The sequence below is a fragment of the Paraburkholderia edwinii genome (assembly GCF_019428685.1).
Taxonomy (GTDB): Bacteria; Pseudomonadota; Gammaproteobacteria; order Burkholderiales; family Burkholderiaceae; genus Paraburkholderia; species Paraburkholderia edwinii.
The window spans coordinates 2,055,704-2,077,715 of record NZ_CP080095.1 but is presented as its reverse complement, the minus strand read 5'-3'; the positions used below and the strand labels follow the sequence as shown (position 1 = coordinate 2,077,715).

General features: G+C 62.6%; 19 protein-coding genes and 1 riboswitch. Of the genes, 11 read left to right on the top strand and 8 right to left on the bottom strand.

Annotation, left to right across the window (positions count from 1 at the left end; genetic code table 11):
- Positions 1-175: 175 nt before the first annotated feature.
- From KZJ38_RS09260 to KZJ38_RS09250, 3 genes are all read right to left on the bottom strand, one after another.
- Positions 176-610 carry a helix-turn-helix domain-containing protein gene (locus tag KZJ38_RS09260; protein ID WP_219799763.1) on the bottom strand — a complete coding sequence of 145 codons (435 nt, stop codon included), beginning with the start codon at positions 608-610 and terminating at the stop codon, positions 176-178.
- A gap of 9 nt (positions 611-619) precedes the next feature.
- Positions 620-940 carry a DUF4258 domain-containing protein gene (locus KZJ38_RS09255; protein WP_219799762.1) on the bottom strand — a complete coding sequence of 107 codons (321 nt, stop codon included), beginning with the start codon at positions 938-940 and terminating at the stop codon, positions 620-622.
- Between the two features lie 128 nt (positions 941-1,068).
- Complete coding sequence (locus KZJ38_RS09250; RefSeq protein WP_219799761.1) at positions 1,069-1,545, bottom strand: Lrp/AsnC family transcriptional regulator; 477 nt, start codon at positions 1,543-1,545, stop codon at positions 1,069-1,071.
- A gap of 155 nt (positions 1,546-1,700) precedes the next feature.
- Between KZJ38_RS09250 and KZJ38_RS09245 the strand changes: the two genes are divergently transcribed.
- Positions 1,701-2,381 carry a cysteine dioxygenase family protein gene (locus KZJ38_RS09245; protein ID WP_219799760.1) on the top strand — a complete coding sequence of 227 codons (681 nt, stop codon included), beginning with the start codon at positions 1,701-1,703 and terminating at the stop codon, positions 2,379-2,381.
- 6 nt (positions 2,382-2,387) lie between these two features.
- Here the strand turns inward: KZJ38_RS09245 and KZJ38_RS09240 are convergent, their stop codons facing one another.
- From KZJ38_RS09240 to KZJ38_RS09230, 3 genes are all read right to left on the bottom strand, one after another.
- The gene (locus KZJ38_RS09240) at positions 2,388-5,042 is read right to left on the bottom strand and encodes a mechanosensitive ion channel family protein (RefSeq protein WP_219799759.1); all 2,655 of its coding nucleotides are present in this window, start codon (positions 5,040-5,042) and stop codon (positions 2,388-2,390) included.
- A gap of 322 nt (positions 5,043-5,364) precedes the next feature.
- On the bottom strand, positions 5,365-5,850 hold the full coding sequence (locus tag KZJ38_RS09235) for a BCAL1086 family glycoprotein (RefSeq protein WP_219799758.1): 486 nt from the start codon (positions 5,848-5,850) through the stop codon (positions 5,365-5,367).
- Entirely contained in the window at positions 5,847-6,344 is a 498-nt protein-coding gene (locus KZJ38_RS09230; RefSeq protein ID WP_219799757.1) for a GNAT family N-acetyltransferase, read from the bottom strand. Before KZJ38_RS09230 ends, KZJ38_RS09235 begins: the two co-directional genes overlap by 4 nt.
- A gap of 95 nt (positions 6,345-6,439) precedes the next feature.
- Between KZJ38_RS09230 and KZJ38_RS09225 the strand changes: the two genes are divergently transcribed.
- Positions 6,440-7,021 carry a DJ-1/PfpI family protein gene (locus KZJ38_RS09225; RefSeq protein ID WP_219799756.1) on the top strand — a complete coding sequence of 194 codons (582 nt, stop codon included), beginning with the start codon at positions 6,440-6,442 and terminating at the stop codon, positions 7,019-7,021.
- Positions 7,022-7,206: 185 nt separating this feature from the next.
- The gene (locus tag KZJ38_RS09220; protein WP_219800195.1) at positions 7,207-7,533 is read left to right on the top strand and encodes a hypothetical protein; all 327 of its coding nucleotides are present in this window, start codon (positions 7,207-7,209) and stop codon (positions 7,531-7,533) included.
- On the opposite strand, the gene KZJ38_RS09215 is transcribed toward KZJ38_RS09220, so the two are convergent.
- The gene (locus KZJ38_RS09215; RefSeq protein WP_219799755.1) at positions 7,520-9,190 is read right to left on the bottom strand and encodes a sensor histidine kinase; all 1,671 of its coding nucleotides are present in this window, start codon (positions 9,188-9,190) and stop codon (positions 7,520-7,522) included. The genes KZJ38_RS09220 and KZJ38_RS09215 overlap by 14 nt on opposite strands.
- Before the next feature lie 371 nt (positions 9,191-9,561).
- On the opposite strand from KZJ38_RS09215, the gene KZJ38_RS09210 reads away from it, so the two are divergent.
- Both KZJ38_RS09210 and crcB read left to right on the top strand, forming a co-directional pair.
- Positions 9,562-10,764 carry an ammonium transporter gene (locus KZJ38_RS09210; protein ID WP_219799754.1) on the top strand — a complete coding sequence of 401 codons (1,203 nt, stop codon included), beginning with the start codon at positions 9,562-9,564 and terminating at the stop codon, positions 10,762-10,764.
- A gap of 78 nt (positions 10,765-10,842) precedes the next feature.
- Positions 10,843-10,904, top strand: a riboswitch (Fluoride riboswitch).
- A gap of 144 nt (positions 10,905-11,048) precedes the next feature.
- Positions 11,049-11,429 carry a fluoride efflux transporter CrcB gene (gene crcB / locus KZJ38_RS09205; RefSeq protein ID WP_219799753.1) on the top strand — a complete coding sequence of 127 codons (381 nt, stop codon included), beginning with the start codon at positions 11,049-11,051 and terminating at the stop codon, positions 11,427-11,429.
- An 87-nt stretch (positions 11,430-11,516) separates the two neighbouring features.
- Here the strand turns inward: crcB and KZJ38_RS09200 are convergent, their stop codons facing one another.
- Complete coding sequence (locus KZJ38_RS09200; RefSeq protein ID WP_246641696.1) at positions 11,517-12,770, bottom strand: diguanylate cyclase domain-containing protein; 1,254 nt, start codon at positions 12,768-12,770, stop codon at positions 11,517-11,519.
- A 234-nt stretch (positions 12,771-13,004) separates the two neighbouring features.
- Here KZJ38_RS09200 and KZJ38_RS09195 point away from each other — a divergent pair, with 234 nt between their 5' ends.
- The 6 genes from KZJ38_RS09195 (at position 13,005) to KZJ38_RS09170 (ending at position 21,667) form a co-directional block, all read left to right on the top strand.
- Positions 13,005-13,559, top strand: coding sequence for an RNA polymerase sigma factor (locus KZJ38_RS09195; protein WP_219799752.1), 555 nt, complete (start codon positions 13,005-13,007; stop codon positions 13,557-13,559).
- 465 nt (positions 13,560-14,024) lie between these two features.
- Positions 14,025-15,209, top strand: coding sequence for an efflux RND transporter periplasmic adaptor subunit (locus tag KZJ38_RS09190; RefSeq protein WP_219799751.1), 1,185 nt, complete (start codon positions 14,025-14,027; stop codon positions 15,207-15,209).
- Positions 15,210-15,275: 66 nt separating this feature from the next.
- A complete protein-coding gene (locus KZJ38_RS09185) occupies positions 15,276-18,461 on the top strand; it encodes an efflux RND transporter permease subunit (protein WP_219799750.1) in 3,186 nt (1,061 codons plus the stop codon).
- Between the two features lie 13 nt (positions 18,462-18,474).
- A complete protein-coding gene (locus tag KZJ38_RS09180; protein WP_219799749.1) occupies positions 18,475-20,040 on the top strand; it encodes an efflux transporter outer membrane subunit in 1,566 nt (521 codons plus the stop codon).
- A gap of 614 nt (positions 20,041-20,654) precedes the next feature.
- Positions 20,655-21,074, top strand: coding sequence for a helix-turn-helix domain-containing protein (locus tag KZJ38_RS09175; protein WP_246641695.1), 420 nt, complete (start codon positions 20,655-20,657; stop codon positions 21,072-21,074).
- A gap of 419 nt (positions 21,075-21,493) precedes the next feature.
- Complete coding sequence (locus tag KZJ38_RS09170; RefSeq protein WP_219799748.1) at positions 21,494-21,667, top strand: hypothetical protein; 174 nt, start codon at positions 21,494-21,496, stop codon at positions 21,665-21,667.
- The last annotated feature ends 345 nt before the right edge of the window (positions 21,668-22,012 follow it).

The following is a 22,012-nucleotide window of genomic DNA, read 5'->3' as shown; positions in this document are numbered from 1 at the left end:
CGGTTGATCGACAAAGCGGGCATTCTACGCCGGCCCGCCTTGCGGCTGGCTTGCAGTCGCGCGCGCAGACTCTGGACGTTGACGAGACACGCGAAAAGAAAACCGCCCATGCGGGCGGTTGGAAAAGGCTGTGATAACGGCTGCGTAACCGCTGTGATATGCAGGCAGTGACAGGTCAGGCGGCTTTGGGCAGCCAGCCCGCTTCGGTGTCCTGGAAGATCATTTTCTCTTCCACCTTCCGATCGAGGTCGGCGATGCCCTCGATGAAATCCTTGATCTTCACATTGCCGTCCACTGTCTCGAGATAGATAGCACGGAATATCCTGTCTGCCGTTTCGGGAATCTTTCCCCGCTTTTCCCACAAGGCGACGGTCTGTTCCGACGTGCCGACGAGATCGGCAACGCGGCGTTGCGACAGATCGAGTTCCTTGCGCAGGAAACGGAACTCCGCGCCCGTGAGGTAACGCTTTTGCGCGAGGTGCCGCCCGATCGCCCGATGCAACCCCTCGGCGTCTTCAATCGACACCGCCTCGCCATACTTCGTTTTCTTGACGTGATAGCCGTTTGCCAGCCACACGTTTTGCAGTCCCGCCTCTGTGTAGTGGTACATGGCCGCTCCTCAAAACACCGTGATAATCACGATCCAATGCCCATCATCGTCACGCTCGAGTGCCGCGGCGACCGAGACATCGTCACCCGCATGACGCCATTTCAACGTGCATTGCCAGTTGCCGTGCAGATTCATATGTGCCGACTCCGACACCGAGCCTCGCCTCAAGCACTCGTAGACCTGAGTAGGCGTGATCGCTCGCTCGCGCATCCGTTGCGTTGCGTGCTTAGGAAAAAACACACGCGCCGTATCCGCCGCAGCTTCACGTATCAACCGTTGCAGGTTGGCATCGTTAAGCTTGAGCCGAATAGGTTCGGTCGGCATACCCATAATTATTATGGGTATGCCCGTGAAAATCAAGAGGAAGCTTGGGGACGGTCAAGCCGTCAGCTTTTCTGATTCCGGTTAGTTGCCGGCAAGTGGCCGGCAAGCTCGAGAGCCACCGCTTTGGCGCTCCATCAACTATTCGACGCCGTCACCTGCGGCCTCACGGGCAACGCCGTCGAATACTTGATCTGCTCCATCGCGAAACTCGAACTCACGTCATAAAGCGGCACCGACCGGATCAGCTGCTTGTACACGCGGTCGTAATCGTCGATGTCGGACACAACCACGCGTAGCAGATAGTCGGTTTCGCCGCTCATGCGGTACACCTCGACCACCTCCGGAATGTCGCGCACCGCGCGCGTAAAGGTATGCGCCCACTCCTCGGTGTGCTGGTTCGTGCGCACCGCGACGAACACCGTCGTACCGACGCCGAGCTTGCGCGGGTCGCACAGCGCGACCTGCGCGCGAATCACGCCCGCTTCCTTGAGCCGCTGCACACGCTTCCAGCACGGCGTCTGCGACAGGTTCACGCGCTGCGCGAGCTCCGCGATCGGCATGGTCGCGTCTTCCTGCAGCAGCTCGAGCAGTTTTCTATCGATGATATCCATGGATTGGCGCCCAGTTTTAATTTTGGCTTACGGATAGAAAAATCTTCTACCCGACGACGATCTGAGGAAATTATATGAAAACTCTTTCTCCACGCAAACCGGTATAAATGTGACTGTCCGATTACGTCAGAACCAGCCCGTCACCGGAGCCTTCGATGAGCCACTCAATCCAGCCGCCCACTGTCGATCGTCACGGCAAGCCGGCCACACGTCACGCCGCCGCCGCAACTCGTCTTGCATTGCCCGGCGAGGCCGCGACGCGTCCCGCCAATGCGATCGACCGCTTGCGCGCCGTGCTCGATGCCGCCTTCGATTCGTGCCGCGACGCAGCCGATCCGGCCCGCGACGCCCGCTTCGCGCGCGCGGTGCGTGCGGCACTCGTCGAAGCGGCCGCGGATGCGCGGCTATTGACGTCAGCGCAGCGCGAAGGCGCGGCCGAGAAATATCATCGCCATCTGCTCGCGGCGGACCCGCTCGGCCGCTATGCGATTGCTTCTCTCGTCTGGATGCCGGGCCAGATGAGCCCAGTGCATGCGCATCACACGTGGTGCGGCTATGTCGTGCTCGAAGGCACGCTCAGCGAATCAATCTATGACTGGAATGAAGAAGAAGATTACGCGGTACCGGTCCGCACGCAGGCGCGAGACCGCGGCGCGGTCTCGTACACGCGCGCGGGTCGCGGCTGCATCCATCGGCTCGGCAACGCGAGCGACGCACCCGCAATCTCATTGCATGTATATGGCGTACCCGAAGCAGAGTTCGCGACTCGGGTAAATGACGTGGTGCGCTCCGCGGCGCTTACGCAGAAGCAGATGCAACCGGCCGTGCGCGCCTGAGCTCTTCTAGCTTTTTCCCGCTTCCCCTGCCGTCGGGATCTGCGGCGGCACCGATGCAGTCTGCCCGGTCGAAGGCGGCGCCGGACGCGGCTCGTGCGATACGTCGCGCGCCGGCGCGGTGGCCAGTCCGACACCGGCGAGACCGGCGCCTGTCGCAGCGAATGCCGGCGTCACTTTAGCGCCGCCCGCAGCGTTCGCGCGCGATGCGTGAACCGTTTCCGCTGTCGTTTCATTTTCCCTGCCATCCGCCTCGTGCGCTTCGTCCGGATTTCCCTCGTTCACGGCGGCCTCTCGCATCGACGTCGCCGCGGCCGCATTGTCGAAAAACGGTTCGCCCTGCTGATCCTGCGCGCCCGTGAAGATGCGCATCTGCGGAACCGGGATCTCGATGCCCGCTTCATCCATCATGCGCTTCAGGCGCAGATTGAACGCGCGCGCAACGCTCCATTGCTGCAGCGGCCGCGTCTTGATCTGCCCTTTGACGACCATCCAGTTCGGGTCGAACCGGTCGAGCCCCCACACTTCGACGGGACCGAGCATCTCACGCCGATAGCGGAAATCGGCCATCAGATCCGCGCCGACCGCGCGAATCAGCTGCGTCACCTGATCGACGTCGGCTGAGAACGGCACGCGCACTTCGAACACCGCGTAAGCGAAATCGCGCGACAGGTTTTTCACGATCTTGATCTGCGAGAACGGAATCGCGTGAATCGCGCCCTGCCCGTCACGCAGCCGCACGGTGCGGATCGACAGATACTCGACCGTGCCCGCATGCCCGCCGTCGACGTCGATCCAGTCGCCGACTGAAATCGTGTCTTCGAGAATGATGAAAAGCCCGGTGATCAGATCCGCCACGAGCGATTGCGCGCCGAAGCCGATCGCCAGACCGATCACGCCCGCGCCGGCGAGCAGCGGCGTCACGTTTATGCCGAGATTCGCCGCGGTCACGATGCCGGCGACCGTCAGGATCAGCACGAACAGCACATTGCGCAGCAATGGCAGCATCGTGCGTGCGCGCATGCTCGGGTTCTCCGACTTGCGCGAGCTCGGATTGAGCGCCTCGAGAATCGCGGTGTCGACGAGAATCCAGACGAGCCACGACAGGAACAGCGTGACGACAATCGCCGTCATCGCATGCGCGATGCCGCGCGCGGTCACGCTTTCCTCGATAACCTGCGCAAGCGAGATACCCCAGAGCCGCGCCGCCAGCTCGAAGTAAGCGAGCCAGATAACGAGCATCAGCAGCGTGCCCGCGAAGCGCGTGAGGCGCGTCACATAGGGCGACCGCCTGCGCCGGCGCGCGCTTTGCGGCCGCGTGACGCGGATCACGATGGCCGACAGGAAGAACGCGAGCACCAGCAGCAAGGCTGTGATCACCGAGATCTGCAGCACGTTTTCGCCGCTGCCCATGCCGCCGATCGTCGCCACCACCGAGGCGATCGCCAGCACGAGCATCGGCAAATGCCATAGCGAGCCGAGCACGTCGAAGGCGTCGGTGGCAACCTTGTGGCCATGCCGTTGCTCGTACGAGCGATTGCGGATCAGATGCGCGACCGGCCGGCGAAACGCGATTGCAAAGTACGCGGTCAATGCGGCGGCCGTCATGTTCGACACGGTTGAGATCAATGCGGCGAGATTGGTGCCGATCTGATGCGCAACCTCGTAGTTCGTGGCCGCATCGCCGAGCGCGCTGCAGATGCCGATCGCAAACAGCATCCGCCGCGCGTGCTCGATCAGCAGTTGCACGGCCGCGCGCCGATGGCCCGAGCCGAACAGCGAAAACATGATCAGGCAGATCGCCGAAAACACCGCGCCCGCGACGATTGCATATGCGATCACCATCGCGAGCGTGCGGCCGAGCGCATCGGGCATCGAGCGTGCGAACATCAACGCGGCGACGAAGGCGACGATCCACGGACCGACACGGCGCAACGCGAAGATCAGCAGCTCGCGTGTGGTCGGATTCGCATTGAGCATGACGACGATGCCATAGCGCGCATGCACCTTACGCTGCAAATAGATCAGCGCGGCCGCGCATGCGCCCCAGCCCGCCAGCATCGCGAACATATCGAGCAGAATGCGACCGAATTTTTCGCGCCCCTGGCTCGAGACGATGGTGTACAGCTCGTTGCCCGCGGCATTCAGGCGTCCGGACCAATAGCTGATCGGCGAGCGCCCGCGATTGACGTCGGCCTCGACCGATGCGATACCCGACGCGATGGCGCCAAGCAGACCCGGGCCGGGCTGCGCGGGCGCGACCGGCCCGACGGTCTGCGTCACCTCGCGCAGCTTCTTCAGTTGTACGACGAGTGCGGTGCGCTGGCGATCGTTGTCGAGCGTCGTGATGACGCTGTCAAGCGAATGATTGAGCTCGGCCTGGCTCGCGGGCGACGGCGCGGACGCGGCGGTGGCGGCCGACGCCGCCGACGCGGGCGCCGCAGTCGCACTATTGATGAGGCTTTGCAGCGCCGGCAGCACGGGACCGCCCGCGGCATGCGCGGCCCGTGGCATCAGCAGCACGCAGGCAAGCGCGCAGCAGAACGAAAAGATCGCAAACGTGGAAACAGCAGTGGAGACGGCGCCAGAGAATGCGGAGCGCGCCGAACGCCCGCCGGCGTTCGGCGCAGCTCGACAATCGCGCCACGGCGGACATAACTTCATGACGGTCGGATGAGCTAAACGGCAGACGGCCAAGTTTAGCCGCAGTTGCACCCGTCAAGCCTTAAACGGGCACAGGGATGCGTAACGGAATGTTAGAACGCTTGCGCATAGGCGCGATACGCGTTCCGCGCTGCACCATGTGCAGACAAATTCGTTCGGGCGCTTCACAGGCCCAACTACACAGGCCCAACTACACAAGTTCAACTACGATATTCCGGCGTTAGCACTGCGTTAGCGATCCGGCATGAGCGCTCTAATGCTTTAGCGCTGCACGCGGACCTCGCACTAAGGATGTCTTAGGCATCCAGCGTTTCACGCAACACTATTTATCCATCTGCTTTTGCGCATCGCTCGTATCGCCGGACGATGCCGCAGCCGAATTACTGCCTGAATTTTCATTCGACCACTGCTGCAATTTGCGTCCCGCCGTTTCGAGCCCGACGCCTGCCGTGCTTGCCGCTTTAGCAAGCGCCGCATTGGTTGCGCTTGCCGCATCATGCAGATTGGCTTGCGCCGTCGACGCAAGCTGGCTCGGATCGATTTTGATCGTGGCGGCCGGATTCGAGGCATCGGAGGCGGCCGTGGCCACGTTCCCCTGCACCGTCGCACGCGCGGCGTCGGTCTGCTGGCTCACATAGCTCGCTGCCTGATCGAGTTTCTGCCCCGCCTGTTGCGCGACGTTGTTGAGTGTGCTGTTACCCGTCTGTCCTGCCGACGCATCGTTTTTCTGGCATGCGGCAAGGCCCGCGAGCAATACGGAAGCGAATACGGTACAGCGAACCAGCGGATGTCGGGAGAACGGAATCATTGAGGAATATGAGCCGCGACAAGCGGCTTCTGCATGCGAAAACGCTTCAATGATACGCCGTTGCGATCGAGGTTCTCCTCTTCGAGGACGTGAAAGCCCGCCCGTTCGAAGCTGCGCTTCGCGCTCGCGCTCGCATGGGCCGTCAGCACCGGCGTGCCCGCCGCGCGCGCCACCGCCTCGAAACGCGCCAACAACGTCCACGCAATGCCCTGTCCCGCAAACGCCGGTGCCGTGTAGAGCATCGACACATGATCGGCCGGATGCAACTGCCCGAACGCGGCAATTGCATCGCTCGATACCGCGACGAGCGTCAGGCCTTGCGTAAGCCGTGCACCGAACGCATCGAGATCGTCGGCCGATGCCGCCCATGCGACACGGCCCGCTTCATCGTAGTGCGACGCGGCGAGTTGCATCACCGCGTCGCGAAACAGCTCTGCGAGCACGGGCGTGTCACCGGCTCGCAAAGTTCGCCATTCAATATGATTGATTGCCATCGCTTCACCATTCGCGTTTCTGTCGCGCTTCTGTCGAGTTCGATGGAGTAGACTCCTCAGCGACCAACGTGTTCCATCCTCAACGGAGGCATTCGATGGCGGCAAAAAAGATTCTCTTTCTCACCGGTGATTTCGCCGAAGATTATGAAACGATGGTGCCCTTTCAGGCACTTCAGGCTGTCGGCCATCGCGTCGATGCGGTGTGTCCAGGCAAACGCGCGGGCGAACGCGTGAAGACTGCGATTCACGACTTCGAAGGCGATCAGACTTACAGTGAGAAGCCCGGCCATCAGTTCACGTTGAACGCGACGTTCGACGAAATCGAACCCGCGAACTATGACGCACTGGCAATCGCCGGCGGCCGTGCACCCGAATACTTGCGGCTCAATCAGAAGGTGCTCGACCTCGTGCGCCATTTCGCATCGAGCGGCAAGCCGATCGCGGCAGTCTGTCATGCGGCGCAGTTGCTCGCCGCAGCCGATGTGATTCGCGGAAAGCGTATTTCCGCCTATCCCGCCTGCGCGCCCGAGGTCCGGCTGGCTGGCGGCGAATACGCCGATATCGCTATCGATGCCGCGCATACCGACGGTCAGTTCGTCACCGCGCCCGCGTGGCCAGCGCATCCGGAATGGCTGCGCCAGTTTCTCGTGGTGCTCGGCACGCGCATCGAACTTTAAGCGGTACGCGCTGAACGTGCGGAATAACGTGCGGCACAAGGTGCGAAATGAAATACCGCATCAAATCCCGCGCGCGCGGCCCGGCAAGCGGCAATTTCGCGCACCCGTGCGCGATTGAGACTAATCCGATGGTTTGAGAACAAAGGCAACTCTAGAGTCGGCGGCTGACTTTTGAGAGCCTCGTGATGGACCTGACCAACTGGATCGTCATTCTCGCCATCGCATGGATCGCGGTGGCGTTTTTTTGTCTACGCCCGCGCGCGAACTGGTCGATTGAAAATCGCGCGCGGCGCCGCACCGGTACGCGGCTCATCGCGCAAGCGGTGTTCGCGGCATGGAGCGCGGCGCTGATTATCGTCCACGGTCTTGAACACTTGAGCGTGCATCGAATGCACGACGCGGCGGCGCCCGCGTTGCTGACCGTTGCCGTAGTGCTGGCCGTGTGCGGATGCTACTGGCTGGCGCGCGGCCTGAGGCTTCTCAAGGCGCGCAGGCTCTTCACCTCGTGCTGAGCGGCCAGATCGCGAAACCGAGGTCATGCGTCGCGCCGACCTCTTCGGCGACTTCTTCTTCCTGCGGCAAACGCGAAGCGGAATCGGGCAGCGACAGATAGAACGTCGTGCCCACATCCTCCATCGACTCGGCCCACACGCGCCCGCCGTGCCGCTCGACGACGCGGCGCACCATCGCAAGGCCGATACCTTCGCCGGCGGTAATATCGCCGTGCAAGCGCTGAAACGCATTGAAAAGACGCGGCAGCGCGACTTCCGGAATACCGAGGCCGTTGTCCTTCACATAGAAAATGCGTAGTGACTGCACGCCAGGCGGCGCCGGCGCCGTGCCGATCTCGACAATGCCGTCGCGCTCCGGATGCAGATAGTTGACTGCGTTGCCGATCAGATTCGCGAATACCTGCTCGAGCGCGGTCGCATCGCCCCACACGCGCGGCAGCGTATGCACGACAACGCGCGCGCGCCGGGCGCGAATCGACACCTGCATCGCATCGATCACGCGTTGCACGATGTCGCGCACATCGACCTGCTGGCGCCGGTACTCCACGCGCCCGACGCGCGACAGCCGGAGCAGCGCATCGATAATGTGCGACGCGCGCAGCACCGCGGTCTGCAGGAAATGCAGCGCTTCGCTGATGTCGCCGTCGATCAGCCGCTCGATATGCTCGCGCTGCGCGCCCGGTAACGACGACTGTCGCACCGCACGGCGCAGGTCGTCGCACGCGTGCAGCAGCTCCTTCGAAAAGCCTTGCAGATTGACAAGCGGCGCGCGCAGATCGTGCGACACGCTATAGATGAACGTTTCGTTTTCCTGGGTCTGCTGGCGCAGCGTTTCGTTCGTGCGCGCAAGCTCGCCCGCACGCCGGGCGAGGTCGAACTGGAAGCGCGCCTGCAGCCGTTCCGCTTCGAGCAGACGCCGGCTCGTCTCATGCAGCGTGCGATCGAGACGCGCGATCTCGTCGCTGCCGGTATCGAGCGGCGCAAGCGGTTCGTTGCTCGCCAACCGGATCGCATTGTCGGACAGCAAATCGAGCCGCCCGCCCACTCCTCGCGTAAACAGCCAGCACGCCGTCGCCACGAAGGCGAGCGAGCCAAGCACCGCCGCGACGATCAGCACCTGCTGCCGCGCGCGCGCCGACGCGGCGACGCTCGTGCGCAATGCATCGAGCCGCCGTTCTTCGGTTTGAAACGCGGTGACTTGCAGCCGGAAATTGTCGACGGCGTCGGCGTTCGCCAGATCGCGAAAGCGCTCGATCACGTCGCGCCGCCGTCCAGCACGCATCAGGTCCTGTACGCGGTAGGTCCATTGGCGGTAGGCCTGCACCGACTGGCGGATCTGCACCGCGCGCTCGACCTGCGCCGGATCGTTCGATACGGTCTCGGCAAGCCGGTCGATGCGCCGGTCGATCTCGACCCACAGCGTGTCCGGCGTGCCGGCCTCGCGCGCGCCGGCGACCACCGCGCCGCGCAAGCGCAGCGAATCGAGCAACACCGGTTCGAGAATCGCGGTGGTCTGGTGCAGCACGTCTTCGCTATGCAGACTCCAGCGCTCCGCTTCGCGCGCGTCCGCCTGCGCCTTGACGATGCCCGAGAGCAGCGCCAGCTCGATGACGGCAGGAATCGCGATCAGCAACAGCCCTTTGGTGGTCAGTCTCATTGAAGCGCAGGCAAGATTCGAAGGCGCCGCCGGGCGGCGCACGCGGGACGGACATTATGTCGTTGTTTGAGTGGCCTGACAAAAATCGCGCGAGATTCTCATTGCATATGCGCAGTAATCACGCAGTAACCTGATTGGAAGGCTATGCCCTCGAATGGCACATCGCGACGCCCAATTTTCGGGCAATCGCACAGTTGTAGTGCGTAACGCATATTCATTGCGGCGTGTCTCGCGCCATGCGTTTTCTACACTTACCCGTCTTTAGCCCATTTCAGTGCGGCTGTGCACCGTCTCGACGCGCTCGGGAACCACATTGGCCCATTTTTTGCGTTCAATGCGCGCTTTTTGCGCAACGCAGATTTCAACGCCCAATGGAAAACCTCAAAACCGGCACCGATACCCTCTTTCTGCTGCTAGGTGCCGCGATGGTGCTCGCCATGCATGCGGGTTTCGCATTTCTCGAACTCGGCACCGTCCGGAAGAAGAATCAGGTCAACGCGCTCGTGAAGATTCTCGTCGACTTCGCGGTGTCGACGATCGCGTATTTCTTTATCGGCTACACGATCGCGTACGGCGTGCAGTTCTTCGACAGCGCGCAGGTACTCGCCGCGCATAACGGCTATGCGCTCGTGCGCTTCTTCTTCCTGTTGACGTTCGCGGCGGCCATTCCCGCGATCGTCTCGGGCGGTATCGCCGAGCGCTCGAAATTCAATCCGCAGCTGTTCGCGACCTTCGTGCTGGTCGGCTTCATTTATCCGTTTTTCGAAGGCATCGTCTGGAACGGGCGCTTCGGCATTCAGGACTGGCTCACCGCCACGTTCGGCGCGCCGTTTCACGACTTCGCGGGCTCGGTCGTCGTGCATGCGTTCGGCGGCTGGATCGCGTTGCCCGCCGTGCTGCTGCTCGGCGCGCGGCATGGCCGCTACCATCGCGACGGCCGTATCGCCGCGCATCCGCCGTCCAACATTCCGTTTCTCGCGCTCGGCGCGTGGGTGCTCGCGGTCGGCTGGTTCGGCTTTAACGTGATGAGCGCGCAAACCATCGACAAGATCAGCGGCCTCGTCGCGGTTAATTCGCTGATGGCGATGGTCGGCGGCACGCTGACCGCGTGGCTCGCAGGCCGCAACGATCCGGGCTTCACGTACAACGGGCCGCTTGCGGGGCTCGTCGCCGTTTGCGCCGGCTCCGACATCATGCATCCGCTTGGCGCGCTGATTACCGGCGCGCTCGCGGGCGCGCTCTTCGTCTATATGTTCACCTGCGTGCAGAACCGCTGGCGCATCGACGACGTGCTCGGTGTGTGGCCGCTGCACGGCTTGTGCGGCGCATGGGGCGGCATTGCGGCCGGTATCTTCGGGCTGCGCGCGCTGGGCGGTCTCGGTGGCGTGTCGTTCGCCGCGCAGCTGATCGGCACGCTGGGCGGTATCGCGATCGCGGCCGCGGGCGGCGCGATCGTCTACGGCGCCATTCGCGCGACGGTGGGTCTGCGTCTCGATCAGGAAGAAGAATTCAACGGCGCGGACCTGACGATTCATCGCATCTCGTCGACGCCCGAGCGCGAGACGGTCGTCTGAGCGCGGCCGCGCGGCGGCGCGGTGCGCGGTGAGTCAGTCGGCCCATCGCGCCCCGTTTGACGAACGACAGTGATAGACTTGCGCACCGGAGATGGCATTCTCCTTTAACCGCCCTTGTGGCTGATGATGCCTGCTTCGTCCGGCTGATTGCGGACGCGGCGTCATCACGCCCGCGGTTCGTCAGCAGTTGGCTTGCAGTTGAGCTGCGGTCGCCCTGCAGCTGAGTTGCAGATCAGCGCCAATCAGCCGGGTTCGTCGACGTTTCCGACTTTCCAGGCCCTTCCATGTATCTATCGATTCTTGCCGTCGGCATCGGCGGCGCGCTCGGTTCACTGTTCCGCTGGTTTCTTGCGATCCGCCTCAACGGCGTGTTCCCCCCGCTGCCGCTCGGCACATTCGCGGCCAACCTGATTGCCGGTTACATCATCGGCGTCGCGGTGGCGTTCTTCGTGCGCAACCCGAGTCTCGCGCCCGAATGGCGGCTCTTTATCATCACCGGTCTGATGGGCGGCCTGTCGACGTTTTCGACGTTCTCCGCCGAAGTCGTGCAGCGGCTGCAGGAAGGCCGCTACGGCTGGGCGGCGGCCGAGATCGGGATTCACGTGGCCGCGTCGGTCATCGCGACGATTGCGGGGATCGCAACGATCGGGATCACGGCAAAGTAAGCGTGGGCAATAAGCGTGGGCAAAATAAGCGTAAGCCAATAAGCGCGGGAAATTAAGCGCAGGCAAGACCCACCCGCCCCGCCGCTTTCAACGCGGCAAGGTCACCACATTGCCCTGCTGACGGCCAGGCCGCGCGCCGAAGCGATACGTCGAGCGGCCGGCCTGCTTCGCCGTGTACATCGCCGCATCGGCCACGTCGAGCAGCTGCTCGACCGCATCGACGCGATCGGGCCACGTCGCGATGCCGACGCTCACGCCAAGCGGAAAGCGCCCGCCGTAATCGCGCAGGCCGATCTGCTGGACACGCTCGATCAGCCGTCCCGCCTGTTCGCGCAGTTGCGCGTCGTCGGCGTAGCCGGGCACGATCAGCACGAACTCATCGCCGCCGACGCGCGCAAGCATGTCCTGCGCGCGCGTCGCCGTGCGCAGCGTTTCGCCGAGCCGGCGTAGCAGCGAGTCGCCGGCGCTGTGGCCGAGCGCATCGTTGACGCCCTTGAAGCCGTCGATATCGAGGTACAGCAGTGCGAGCCGCTCCGCATCCGGCGCCGTGGTGCGGCTCTGCGCCAGTTCGTCGAGCGCCGCGAGCAGTCTGCGGCGGTTCGGCAGACCGGTCAGCGGATCGTGCGCGGCGGCCCGGTCGAGCGCCTTCGAATGCGCACTGATCTTGCCGAACGCGCGCCGCTGCACGAACAGCGTATAGATCAGCAGACCGCAGATCAGCACGGCCAGTACCGCGAGCGCGACCGTGCCGTACAACAGCCGGTCGTGCGCATCACGCACCGCCGCGGCGCGGCGTGCGCGCCAGTCGCTCAGCAGGTCGCCGAGTTCGGTGCGCAGCGTCGTCATATAGCGCTCGCCTTCGTTCGTCTGCACAAGCGCGATGGCCGCATCGCGATTGCCCGAACGCGCGAGCTCGACCGTGCGCGCCAGCTCGCTCACCTTCGTCGTCTTCGCATGTTCGATACGGCGCACGGTTTCGACGGACTTGTCGTCGTTCGTCACGACGCGCTGCAAAAGCAATACCGTGTCGTCGAGATCCTCGATGCCACTGCGGTAGATATCGAGATAACGCTCGTCGCCGGTCAGCAGATAGCCGCGCTGGCCGGTTTCCGCGTTCTCGAGGTCGTGCAGCAGACGGTTCGCCGCGCCCAGCACCGCAAACGCTTCCTCGTCGCGCAAACCGTCGTCGACGATCTTGCGCGCCTCATATAGAAACAGCGCCGCTGCCACGATCAGTCCCACCGCCATCAGCGCATAGAGCGTGAGAAAGCGATTGCGATCCGTATGGGCGGAACGGACGGAATGGTCCGAATGGTCAAAATGCGGCGGCGGCTGCTGCAAAACGGCTCCCGGGCGGTGGCGGCACGGGCCACATGATAACGAAACCGCGAGGCACGGCCAACGCGCCGCGCAGATTATCGTCTCCGCATGCAAAACACCGTTCGCGCTACGCGATAATGGACATCGTTGATAATATTGACACGAATGTCAAAATAGACCTCGACCGAATCCATTCCGGGTTCCGGTTCGCTGAACGGCACGGGCGCCGTCCGCATCGATCAGGAATCACCGCCGATGGCCGGCACCGACTTCTCCACCCAGCTCCCCGACCTGCTGCCGCGACTCTGGGCATTCGCGTTACGGCTCGCGGGCAACCGTCACGATGCGGAAGACCTCGTTCAGCACACATGCGTGCGCGCGCTCGAACGGCAGCACCAGCTGAAAGCCGATACGTCGCCGCTCAGCTGGGTATTCGCGATCGCGCATTCGATCTGGCTCAACGAAGTGCGTGCGCGCGGCATCCGCGGCCGCACGAATGTCGCATGGGACGACGCACTGCTCGAAGTCGTTGCCGACCCCGGCGCGCGTACGCCCGAAAAGGATGTGATGAACCGGCAGATCATCGCGGCCGTGGCCCGCCTGCCGGAAACGCAGCGCAGCACCCTGCTGCTGGTTGCCGTCGAAGGATTGACGTATCACGAAGCAGCCGTCGCGCTCGATGTGCCGATCGGCACCGTGATGAGCCGGCTTGCGCGCGCCCGGCGGTCGATCGGCGCGCTGGCCGACGAACACCGGGTGAGCTCGCCCGGCTCATCGAACCCGCACCATCGGGAAGATGAAGTCGCGTAGTAGCGTCACGTCGAAGCGCGCAGGCGATATGCCCCGCACACCTGAGCACCCCCGCTTATTCCATCCGGAACATTAAACATGAAGCCGTTTCACACAATACAGTCCTCTTAACTCCAGCGTTTATCCAACGGCATGCTTGCAGCGACAATCACGCCGACTTGGTAGAGCCACGTCGCCGCCCCTTCAATTGCTGAGCGCACGGCTTAAGTCAATTCTTCCTGCTTTTGCAAACAGCGTTTTTTTAAGAAATTCACCTGATCCAGTTCGGCATTAATCGGCCGCTCGGGTGTTATGTGCTTCGTGTGGACCGCGTGTGTGGCCTCCACACAATCTTCTTGTCGCGGCGGAAAACCCCGGTCGTGAGAATACGCGAGGCAGCCTCTTTGCGAGGCCGCACTGCGCCCACTCGCCCGTCGAATCCGCCTTCGTTTTAAAGCATTAACTTGATTCGGTCGGGATACCAATATGCTGAAAAACTCAAAACGAGTGATCTGGGTGTTTGGCGCACTCATTGTGATCGGCGGGGCCGGCGCACTCATTGCATGGCGCAATGATGCGAGTCCGGTCAGCCAGGCTGCGGCGGCCGACCATGCGGCGCCGCCCGCGGTGGAAGTCGATGTCGCAACCGTGATTTCGCGTCCGATTATCGACTATCAGACGTATTCCGGCCGCTTCGAAGCGATCGACGCCGTCGAGATCAAGCCGCTCGTGCCCGGCACGATCGTCGCCGTGCATTTCAGGGACGGCGCGCTCGTCAAGAAGGGCGATCCGCTCTTCACGATCGACCCGCGCCCGTATCAGGCCGAAGTCGATCGCACGGCTGCACAGCTCGCGATGGCGCTGGCGCACGAAAAATATACCGACGCGGACGCAGCGCGCGCCGACCGCCTGCTGCCCGACAACGCAATCGCCAAGCGCGATTACGACGAAACGCAAAGCCGCGCGCGCGAAGCGATCGCTAACGTGAAGGCCGCGCAGGCCGCGCTCGAAGCGGCGAAGGTCAACCTCGATTACACGCATATCACGGCGCCGGTGTCGGGCCGCATGTCGCGCGCGCTGCTCACGGTCGGCAACGTGGTTGCACCGGGCGCAAATGCGCCCGTGCTGTCGACGCTGGTGTCGGTCTCGCCGATCTACGCGGCGTTCGACGTCGACGAACACACGTATCTCGCCTATCTGAATCGAGACGCCGGCCATCCGGTGCCCGTTTCCATCGAACTGGCGAACGAGACGAAATATTCGCACGAGGGCGCGATCTACTTCGTCGACAACCATCTCGACACGAGCTCCGGCACGATCCGCGTGCGCGCGCGTCTCGACAACGCGGACGGCTCGCTGGTGCCCGGTCTCTACGCGCGCGTGCAGGTCGGCGGCGGCCAGCGGCACCCGGCGATCCTGATCGACGATGCGGCGATCGGCACCGACCAGGCGAAGAAGTTCGTGCTGGTCGTCGACAGCACGAATCACGTGCAGTACCGCGAAATCGTCCAGGGCGACCTGCATGAAGGTCTGCGCGTCGTGACGAGCGGATTGAAAACCGGCGACCGGATCGTCGTGAACGGCATCGAGCATGCGCGTCCCGGCGACCTCATCAAGGTTCACACCGTCGATATGGCCACTACCGCGCGTGCGGCCGGTTCGGCGGCCTGACCGGTTCACGAGCAACTCGAAGCAGCCCATTCGAAGCCATTCGAAGCAATACGACGGAAGTCCATCATGAACATATCCCGATTCTTCATCGACCGGCCGATCTTCGCGGGCGTGCTGTCGATGCTGATTCTGCTCGGCGGCATCATCTCACTCGTGAAACTGCCGACCGCGGAATACCCTGAAATCATCCCGCCGTCGGTCGTCGTGAAAGCGCAATATCCGGGCGCGAACCCGAAGGTGATTGCGGAGACCGTTGCCTCGCCGATCGAAGAGCAGATCAACGGCGTCGAGAACATGCTGTACATGCAGTCGCAGGCCAATAGCGACGGCAACATGACGACCACCGTCACGTTCAAGCTCGGCATGGACCCGGACCTCGCGACGCAGCTCGTGCAGAACCGCGTCAATCAGGCGTTGCCGCGTCTGCCCGACGAAGTGCAGCGCCTCGGCATCACGACCATCAAAAGCTCGCCGACGCTGACGATGGGTGTGAACCTGATCTCGCCCGACGGCCGCTACAACATGACGTATCTGCGCAACTACGCGCTGATCAACGTCAAGGACCGCTTGAGCCGGATTCCCGGCGTCGGCGAGGTGCAGCTGTGGGGTTCCGGCGATTACGCGATGCGGATCTGGCTCGATCCGCAGAAGATCGCCGAGCACGACATGACCGCGACCGATGTGATCAACGCGATTCGCGAGCAGAACATCCAGGTGGCGGCCGGTATCGTCGGCGGCGCGCCGTCGAACGCGCCGCTGCAGCTGAACGTGAACGCGCGCGGCCGCCTGACGACGGCCGAGGAATTCCGCGAGATCGTGCTGAAGGCTGCGCCCAATGGCGCGGTGACGCGTCTGGGCGACGTCGCGCGGGTCGATCTCGACGCGCAGGAGTACGGCCTGCGCGCGATACTCGACAACCAGCAGGCGGTGATGATGATCATCAACCAGCAGCCTGGTGCGAACTCGCTCGCGATCGCCGAGAACGTCTACAAGACGATGAAGGAACTCAAGGCCGACATGCCGGAAGGCGTCGACTACAAGATCGCGTACGACCCGACTGAATTCGTGCGCGACAGTATCAAGGCGGTGGTCCACACGCTGATCGAAGCGATCGTGCTGGTGGTGATCGTGGTGATCGTGTTCCTGCAGACGTGGCGCGCGTCGATCATTCCGCTGCTTGCGGTGCCGGTGTCGATTGTCGGCACGTTTTCGCTGATGCTCGCGTTCGGCTTCACGATCAATGCGCTATCGCTATTCGGCATGGTGCTCGCGATCGGTATCGTGGTCGACGATGCGATCGTGGTGGTCGAGAACGTCGAGCGCAATATCAGCAACGGGCTCAGCGCGCGGGAGGCGACCTACGAGGCGATGCGAGAGGTGAGCGGACCGATTATCGCGATCGCCTGTACGCTCGTCGCCGTGTTCGTGCCGCTCGCGTTCATGTCGGGCCTGACCGGCCAGTTCTACAAGCAGTTCGCGATGACCATCGCGATCTCGACGGTGATCTCCGCCTTCAACTCGCTGACGCTCTCGCCTGCCCTGTCGGCGCTGCTGCTGAAGGACCATCACGCGCCGAAGGACTGGCTCACGCGCGTCATGGACAAGGTGCTCGGGCGCTTTTTCCATCAGTTCAACCGCGTCTTTAACCGTGGGTCGGAAAAGTACAGCAAGGGCGTGAAGGGCGTGATCCGCCATCGCACGATCATGCTCGGCGTCTACGCCGTGCTGCTGTGCGGCGCCGTCCTGATGGCGAAGGTCGTGCCTGGCGGCTTCGTGCCCGCGCAGGACAAGGACTACGTGATCTGCTTCGCGCAGCTGCCCAACGGCGCATCGATCGACCGCACCGAAGACGTGATCCGCCAGATGAGCGAGATCGCGCTGAAGCAGCCAGGCGTGCAGCACGCGGTGGCGTTCCCGGGTCTGTCGGTGAACGGCTTCACGAATTCGTCGAGCGCCGGCATCATGTTCGCGAAGCTGTATCCGTCCGCCTCGCGCGGCAAGGGCGAATCGGGCAATGAGATCGCCGCCGCGCTGAACCAGAAGTACGCGGGCATCAAGGGCGCGTTCGTCGCTGTGTTCCCGCCGCCGCCGGTACTCGGTCTCGGTACGCTCGGCGGCTTCAAGATGCAGCTCGAAGACCGCGGCGCGCTCGGCTACGACGCGCTCAACAACGCGGTGCAGGCGTTCGTGAAGAAGGCCGCGCAAACGCCGGAACTCGGGCCGACCTTCTCGAGCTACCAGATCAACGTGCCGCAGCTGAACGTCGATCTGGACCGCGTGCGGGCGAAGCAGCTGGGCGTGTCGATCACCGACGTGTTCGACACGATGCAGATCTATCTCGGCTCGTTGTATATCAACGACTTCAACCGTTTCGGGCGCGTCTACCAGGTGCGCGCGCAGGCCGATGCGCCGTTCCGCTCGACCGCCGCCGATATCGGCCTGCTGAAGACGCGCAATGCCGCGGGCGAGATGGTGCCGCTGTCGTCGGTCGTGAAGGTCACGCCGACCTACGGGCCGGAGATGGTCGTGCGCTACAACGCGTACACCGCCGCGGACATCAACGGCGGGCCCGCGCCCGGCTACTCGTCCGACCAGGCGCAGGCCGCCGCGGAACGGATCGCTGCCGAAGTGCTGCCGCGCGGCATCAAGTTCGAATGGACCGACCTCACCTATCAGCAGATTCTCGCCGGCGACTCCGCGTTGTGGATCTTCCCGATCAGCGTGCTGCTCGTGTTCCTCGTGCTGGCCGCGCTGTACGAAAGCCTGACGCTGCCGCTGGCGGTGATCCTGATCGTGCCGATGAGCCTGCTATCGGCGCTGCTTGGCGTATGGCTCATGCGCGGCGACAACAACATCTTCACGCAGATCGGGCTGATGGTGCTGGTGGGGCTCTCGGCAAAGAACGCGATCCTGATCGTCGAGTTCGCGCGTGAGCTCGAAATGGGCGGGCGCCCGGTCATCGACGCGGCGATCGAGGCGTGCCGGCTGCGCCTGCGGCCGATCCTGATGACGTCGATCGCCTTCATCATGGGTGTGGTGCCGCTCGTCGTCTCGGTCGGCGCCGGCGCGGAGATGCGTCGTGCGATGGGTATCGCGGTGTTCTTCGGCATGCTCGGCGTGACCTTCTTCGGGCTCATGCTGACGCCCGTGTTTTATGTCGTGCTGCGCAAGCTGAGCGGCGACGAGCATCTGGTCGACAAGCATGGCAATCATCCGCATGTGCAGGTCGGTGCATCGGTCTATGAAGAATAAGGGGCGTACGACAATGAAAACATTTCCGGTTAGTCCCACTCCGAAAAGCGCGACACTGAAACGCGCGCCGCTGAAAGGCCCGGCACTGCTTGCCGCGTTCGTTGCCGCGGCGTTCGCGGTAACGGGCTGCTCGCTCGCGCCGAAATACCAGGTGCCCGATGCACAGGTCGCGCCCGCCTTTAAGGAAACCGCGGGCGACTTCACGCAGACCGCCATCAAGGTGCCGACCGACGGCACCTGGAAAACCGCGCAGCCGTCCGAAGCCATTGCGCGCGGACAGTGGTGGACCATCTTCAACGATCCGACGCTCGATTCGCTCGAACAGCAGGCGCACGACGCGAACCAGGATCTGAAGGCAGCAGTCGCGCGCGTGAAGGAAGCGCGCGCATTGAACGAAGTCGCGCGCGCGGGTTTCTTCCCGACCCTCAACGCGGGCTTCGGGCCGACGCGCCAGCAGATCTCGGCGGTATCGTTCCTCGAGCCGGACGGCACGCATATTCCGGAACAGACGATCTGGCGCGCGCAGGCCAGCGCCTCGTATGAGGTCGATCTGTTCGGGCGCGTCGACTCGAACTACAACGCAACCAAGGCCGATGCGCAGCAAACCGAGGCGCTGCTGCACTCGGTGCTGCTCGCATTGCAGGCCGACGTGGCGCAGAACTACTTTTCGCTGCGCGAACTCGACGGCGAAAACGCGGTGCTCGCGAATGCGGTCGACCTGCGCGAGCAGGCGCTCGGGCTCGTTCAGCACCGCTTCGACGACGGCGAAATCAGCGAACTCGACGTTGCGCGCGCGAAGTCCGAACTCGAAAGCACGCGCTCGGACCTGATGACCGTGCAACGGCTGCGTGCGTCGTCGGAGCACAGCCTCGCCGTGCTGCTCGGCAAGACGCCGTCGGAGTTCACGATGGCGGCCAATCCGCTGTCGCCCGTCGAAATACGCATTCCGCCGGGCTTACCGTCGGCACTGCTCGAGCGGCGGCCCGATATCGCCGCTGCCGAGCGTGCGATGGCGGCCGCCAATGCGCGCATTGGCATTGCGCGCGCCGCGTATTTTCCGTCGCTCGAGCTGACCGGCAATGCGGGCTTTGAAGCAGGCACGCTCGCCAACCTGTTCCGCGCGAGCAGCTGGGCGTTCCTCGCCGGTCCCGCCGCCGGCACCATCCTCACGCAGACGATCTTCGACGGCGGACGGCGCAAGGGCAATCTGAAAAACGCCCACGCGCAGTTCGAAGAGCAGGTCGCGAACTATCGCGAACAGGTGCTCATCGCGTTCCAGCAGGTTGAAGACAACCTGTCGGACCTGCGCATCCTCGAAGACCAGACGCAGACGGAAGGACGTGCGGTCGCGGCCTCCTCGCGCGCGGCGCATCTGTCGCGCGTGCAGTACACCGAAGGCGCGGTGAACTACCTCGATGTGATCGACGCGGAACGCACGGTGCTCGACGCACGGCGCGTCGATGTGCAACTGCGCGGCGTACAGGCGCAGTCGACCGTCGCGCTGATTCGCGCGCTAGGCGGCGGCTGGGGCGACACCATTCCGAAGCCGCCGGAAGAACCGAGTCTCGCGAAGCAGTAATTTCGCTACGCAGCGGTCTGCGGCTGCAGTTTTGCGCCGCGGCCGCCGCCGTCCTGAATACCGGCCGGATTGACATCGCGCCGCTCCGCATTACCGCATTTTGCTAATAACCGCGAGAGCGTCACAAACCTCCCGCATTATTCCTATTTGAACGTTCATTATTGAATGCACGTCGCAGTTGATTTATTTTCATTGCTATTCAAAAAATCCTTAATCACAAATTAGCGATAAAAATCAAACGTGAAAGCTTTCCGATGTGCGAGCTTTCCGCTCTTCGCAGACCGCTGAATAAAACTGTTCGACGCCGGAGTTGCTTATGCGACGGGCCTTATGGCGGTGCTCACTGGACATAACGGGCTTGCCACCACTATGCGAAGTGGATTGATCATTTCATAGGAAAAATAGATTACTCGATCGCAGTGATGATTTTTTATACGGTTACTGTCAAAAATGGTAAAAAGGCGCTATTAGTATTGAAAACAAGCCTTTCTTACTGAATTAAAACTGGCAACGCGATGGATTTAGTCGCGTATTCCATGAGGCGCCGCGTAAAGCGGAAATCACGAAGATGTTTCCGGTAAGCGGCGCGGCGCGCGTCGCCCAACGGAATTCCTATGGACGAGACAAAAATGCGCTCCACCACAGATAATCTCCCGAGCGTCGCCCGCAGAATGTTGGCGGGCAGAATGTTAACTGACGGTGCAACCATCGACACCGTCGCCGACGCACTTCATATATCGACTTATACCGTGCGTCGTTATAAAACGATTCTCGATGATGGCGGTCTCGACGCATTGCGCCGGATCAGCATCGGCGGCCGTACGTCGGTGCTCGACGATCTGGCGAGAGAGTGGATTGCCAACGCATTGCGAGGCTCCGCAAAAGAGCACGGCTTTCCAAGCGATGCGTGGACTAACGGGAGACTGCGCGAACTGATCGGCTCGCGTTTCGGCGTGCACTATTCGCGCGTCTATACCTGGCAGATCGCAACCGACCTCGGCTTAGGACATCGACTGTCGAAGTCGCGACGTTAAATCAGTCAAGCCTCGAAACTCGAAGTACTCAATATCAAAGCGAAGGTCGCAGCCCCGGCCATCCCCCCTCCCCGGATCATAAGCAAAAAAAGCAAAGCCGCAAAAACCAAAAAAAAGGCGCCACGTAACCGTGGCGCCTTAAAAAGTTCTAGCCATTCCGAGGGCCGTGCTAGAACCTGAGAGAGGGAATCCGAAATGCCTCAGCCGCGTCAATTTAGTTGAGCTAGCCATACGCGGATGTTAGTGCTGCCATACGACACCCATGCGACACCGCGGCGACAAAATGAAGAAAGTAATGTTGCCGTCAGAATAACTAAAGCGTGTTTTCGGAATGAGCTGCCAATTTTTTATGGTTATGCTGACCAAGTCAAGCAAAATCTTCCCACATACGCGTCTTCGGAAAAATTAGCTTACCTCCAATGAAACGGACGCTTAAACATTTTCTCCTACGACTGCCGAAGTGGGGCTCCAAGGTCATTGCCACCCCGTCCGCGGCAAATCCCAATCCGGCCGAAAAACAATTGACCGCGCCGGCCGCCATCCACCCCAGCGCCCCGCTGCTGACGCCGCGCCATCACGTTTTCAATCTGTAACCTACGTAACCTTGCGAAAAATACACAGGCTGGACTGTTACCAGGGTGGGACGTAGCATCATGCTTTCTTGCGGGTCGTGCCCATCGGCGCAAGCTTGCTGCAAGCCCGAAACGGCGGCGGTAAGGCGCGGCCGAAGCATCGTCGCGCTCCATCTGCCGCGTGGACCTGCGAGGTGCCGGATCGATAGGACGCATGCCGCGTGTTACACGTCGCATACACGCTCAAGCCTTATCGTATAGCTGCGGCGCCCGGTGCGCCTGATGGACGGACCATCGTGTTCTGTATGGAACCACCGCAGGAAGCATCCGCATGGCGCGCTTCGCCTCGCTCTTTGCCTCGTTCTT

Excerpts from the sequence above, each read along its gene's own strand:
- KZJ38_RS09230 (WP_219799757.1), bottom strand. The coding sequence starts at position 6,344 with ATGGCAATCAATCATATTGAATGGCGAACTTTGCGAGCCGGTGACACG.
- KZJ38_RS09180 (WP_219799749.1), top strand. The coding sequence starts at position 18,475 with ATGAAAACATTTCCGGTTAGTCCCACTCCGAAAAGCGCGACACTGAAA.
- KZJ38_RS09250 (WP_219799761.1), bottom strand. The coding sequence starts at position 1,545 with ATGGATATCATCGATAGAAAACTGCTCGAGCTGCTGCAGGAAGACGCG.
- crcB (WP_219799753.1), top strand. The coding sequence starts at position 11,049 with ATGTATCTATCGATTCTTGCCGTCGGCATCGGCGGCGCGCTCGGTTCA.
- KZJ38_RS09195 (WP_219799752.1), top strand. The coding sequence starts at position 13,005 with ATGGCCGGCACCGACTTCTCCACCCAGCTCCCCGACCTGCTGCCGCGA.
- KZJ38_RS09175 (WP_246641695.1), top strand. The coding sequence starts at position 20,655 with ATGGACGAGACAAAAATGCGCTCCACCACAGATAATCTCCCGAGCGTC.
- KZJ38_RS09240 (WP_219799759.1), bottom strand. The coding sequence starts at position 5,042 with ATGAAGTTATGTCCGCCGTGGCGCGATTGTCGAGCTGCGCCGAACGCC.
- KZJ38_RS09235 (WP_219799758.1), bottom strand. The coding sequence starts at position 5,850 with ATGATTCCGTTCTCCCGACATCCGCTGGTTCGCTGTACCGTATTCGCT.
- KZJ38_RS09190 (WP_219799751.1), top strand. The coding sequence starts at position 14,025 with ATGCTGAAAAACTCAAAACGAGTGATCTGGGTGTTTGGCGCACTCATT.
- KZJ38_RS09260 (WP_219799763.1), bottom strand. The coding sequence starts at position 610 with ATGTACCACTACACAGAGGCGGGACTGCAAAACGTGTGGCTGGCAAAC.
- KZJ38_RS09210 (WP_219799754.1), top strand. The coding sequence starts at position 9,562 with ATGGAAAACCTCAAAACCGGCACCGATACCCTCTTTCTGCTGCTAGGT.
- KZJ38_RS09170 (WP_219799748.1), top strand. The coding sequence starts at position 21,494 with ATGAAACGGACGCTTAAACATTTTCTCCTACGACTGCCGAAGTGGGGC.
- KZJ38_RS09245 (WP_219799760.1), top strand. The coding sequence starts at position 1,701 with ATGAGCCACTCAATCCAGCCGCCCACTGTCGATCGTCACGGCAAGCCG.
- KZJ38_RS09225 (WP_219799756.1), top strand. The coding sequence starts at position 6,440 with ATGGCGGCAAAAAAGATTCTCTTTCTCACCGGTGATTTCGCCGAAGAT.
- KZJ38_RS09220 (WP_219800195.1), top strand. The coding sequence starts at position 7,207 with ATGGACCTGACCAACTGGATCGTCATTCTCGCCATCGCATGGATCGCG.
- KZJ38_RS09215 (WP_219799755.1), bottom strand. The coding sequence starts at position 9,190 with ATGAGACTGACCACCAAAGGGCTGTTGCTGATCGCGATTCCTGCCGTC.
- KZJ38_RS09185 (WP_219799750.1), top strand. The coding sequence starts at position 15,276 with ATGAACATATCCCGATTCTTCATCGACCGGCCGATCTTCGCGGGCGTG.
- KZJ38_RS09255 (WP_219799762.1), bottom strand. The coding sequence starts at position 940 with ATGGGTATGCCGACCGAACCTATTCGGCTCAAGCTTAACGATGCCAAC.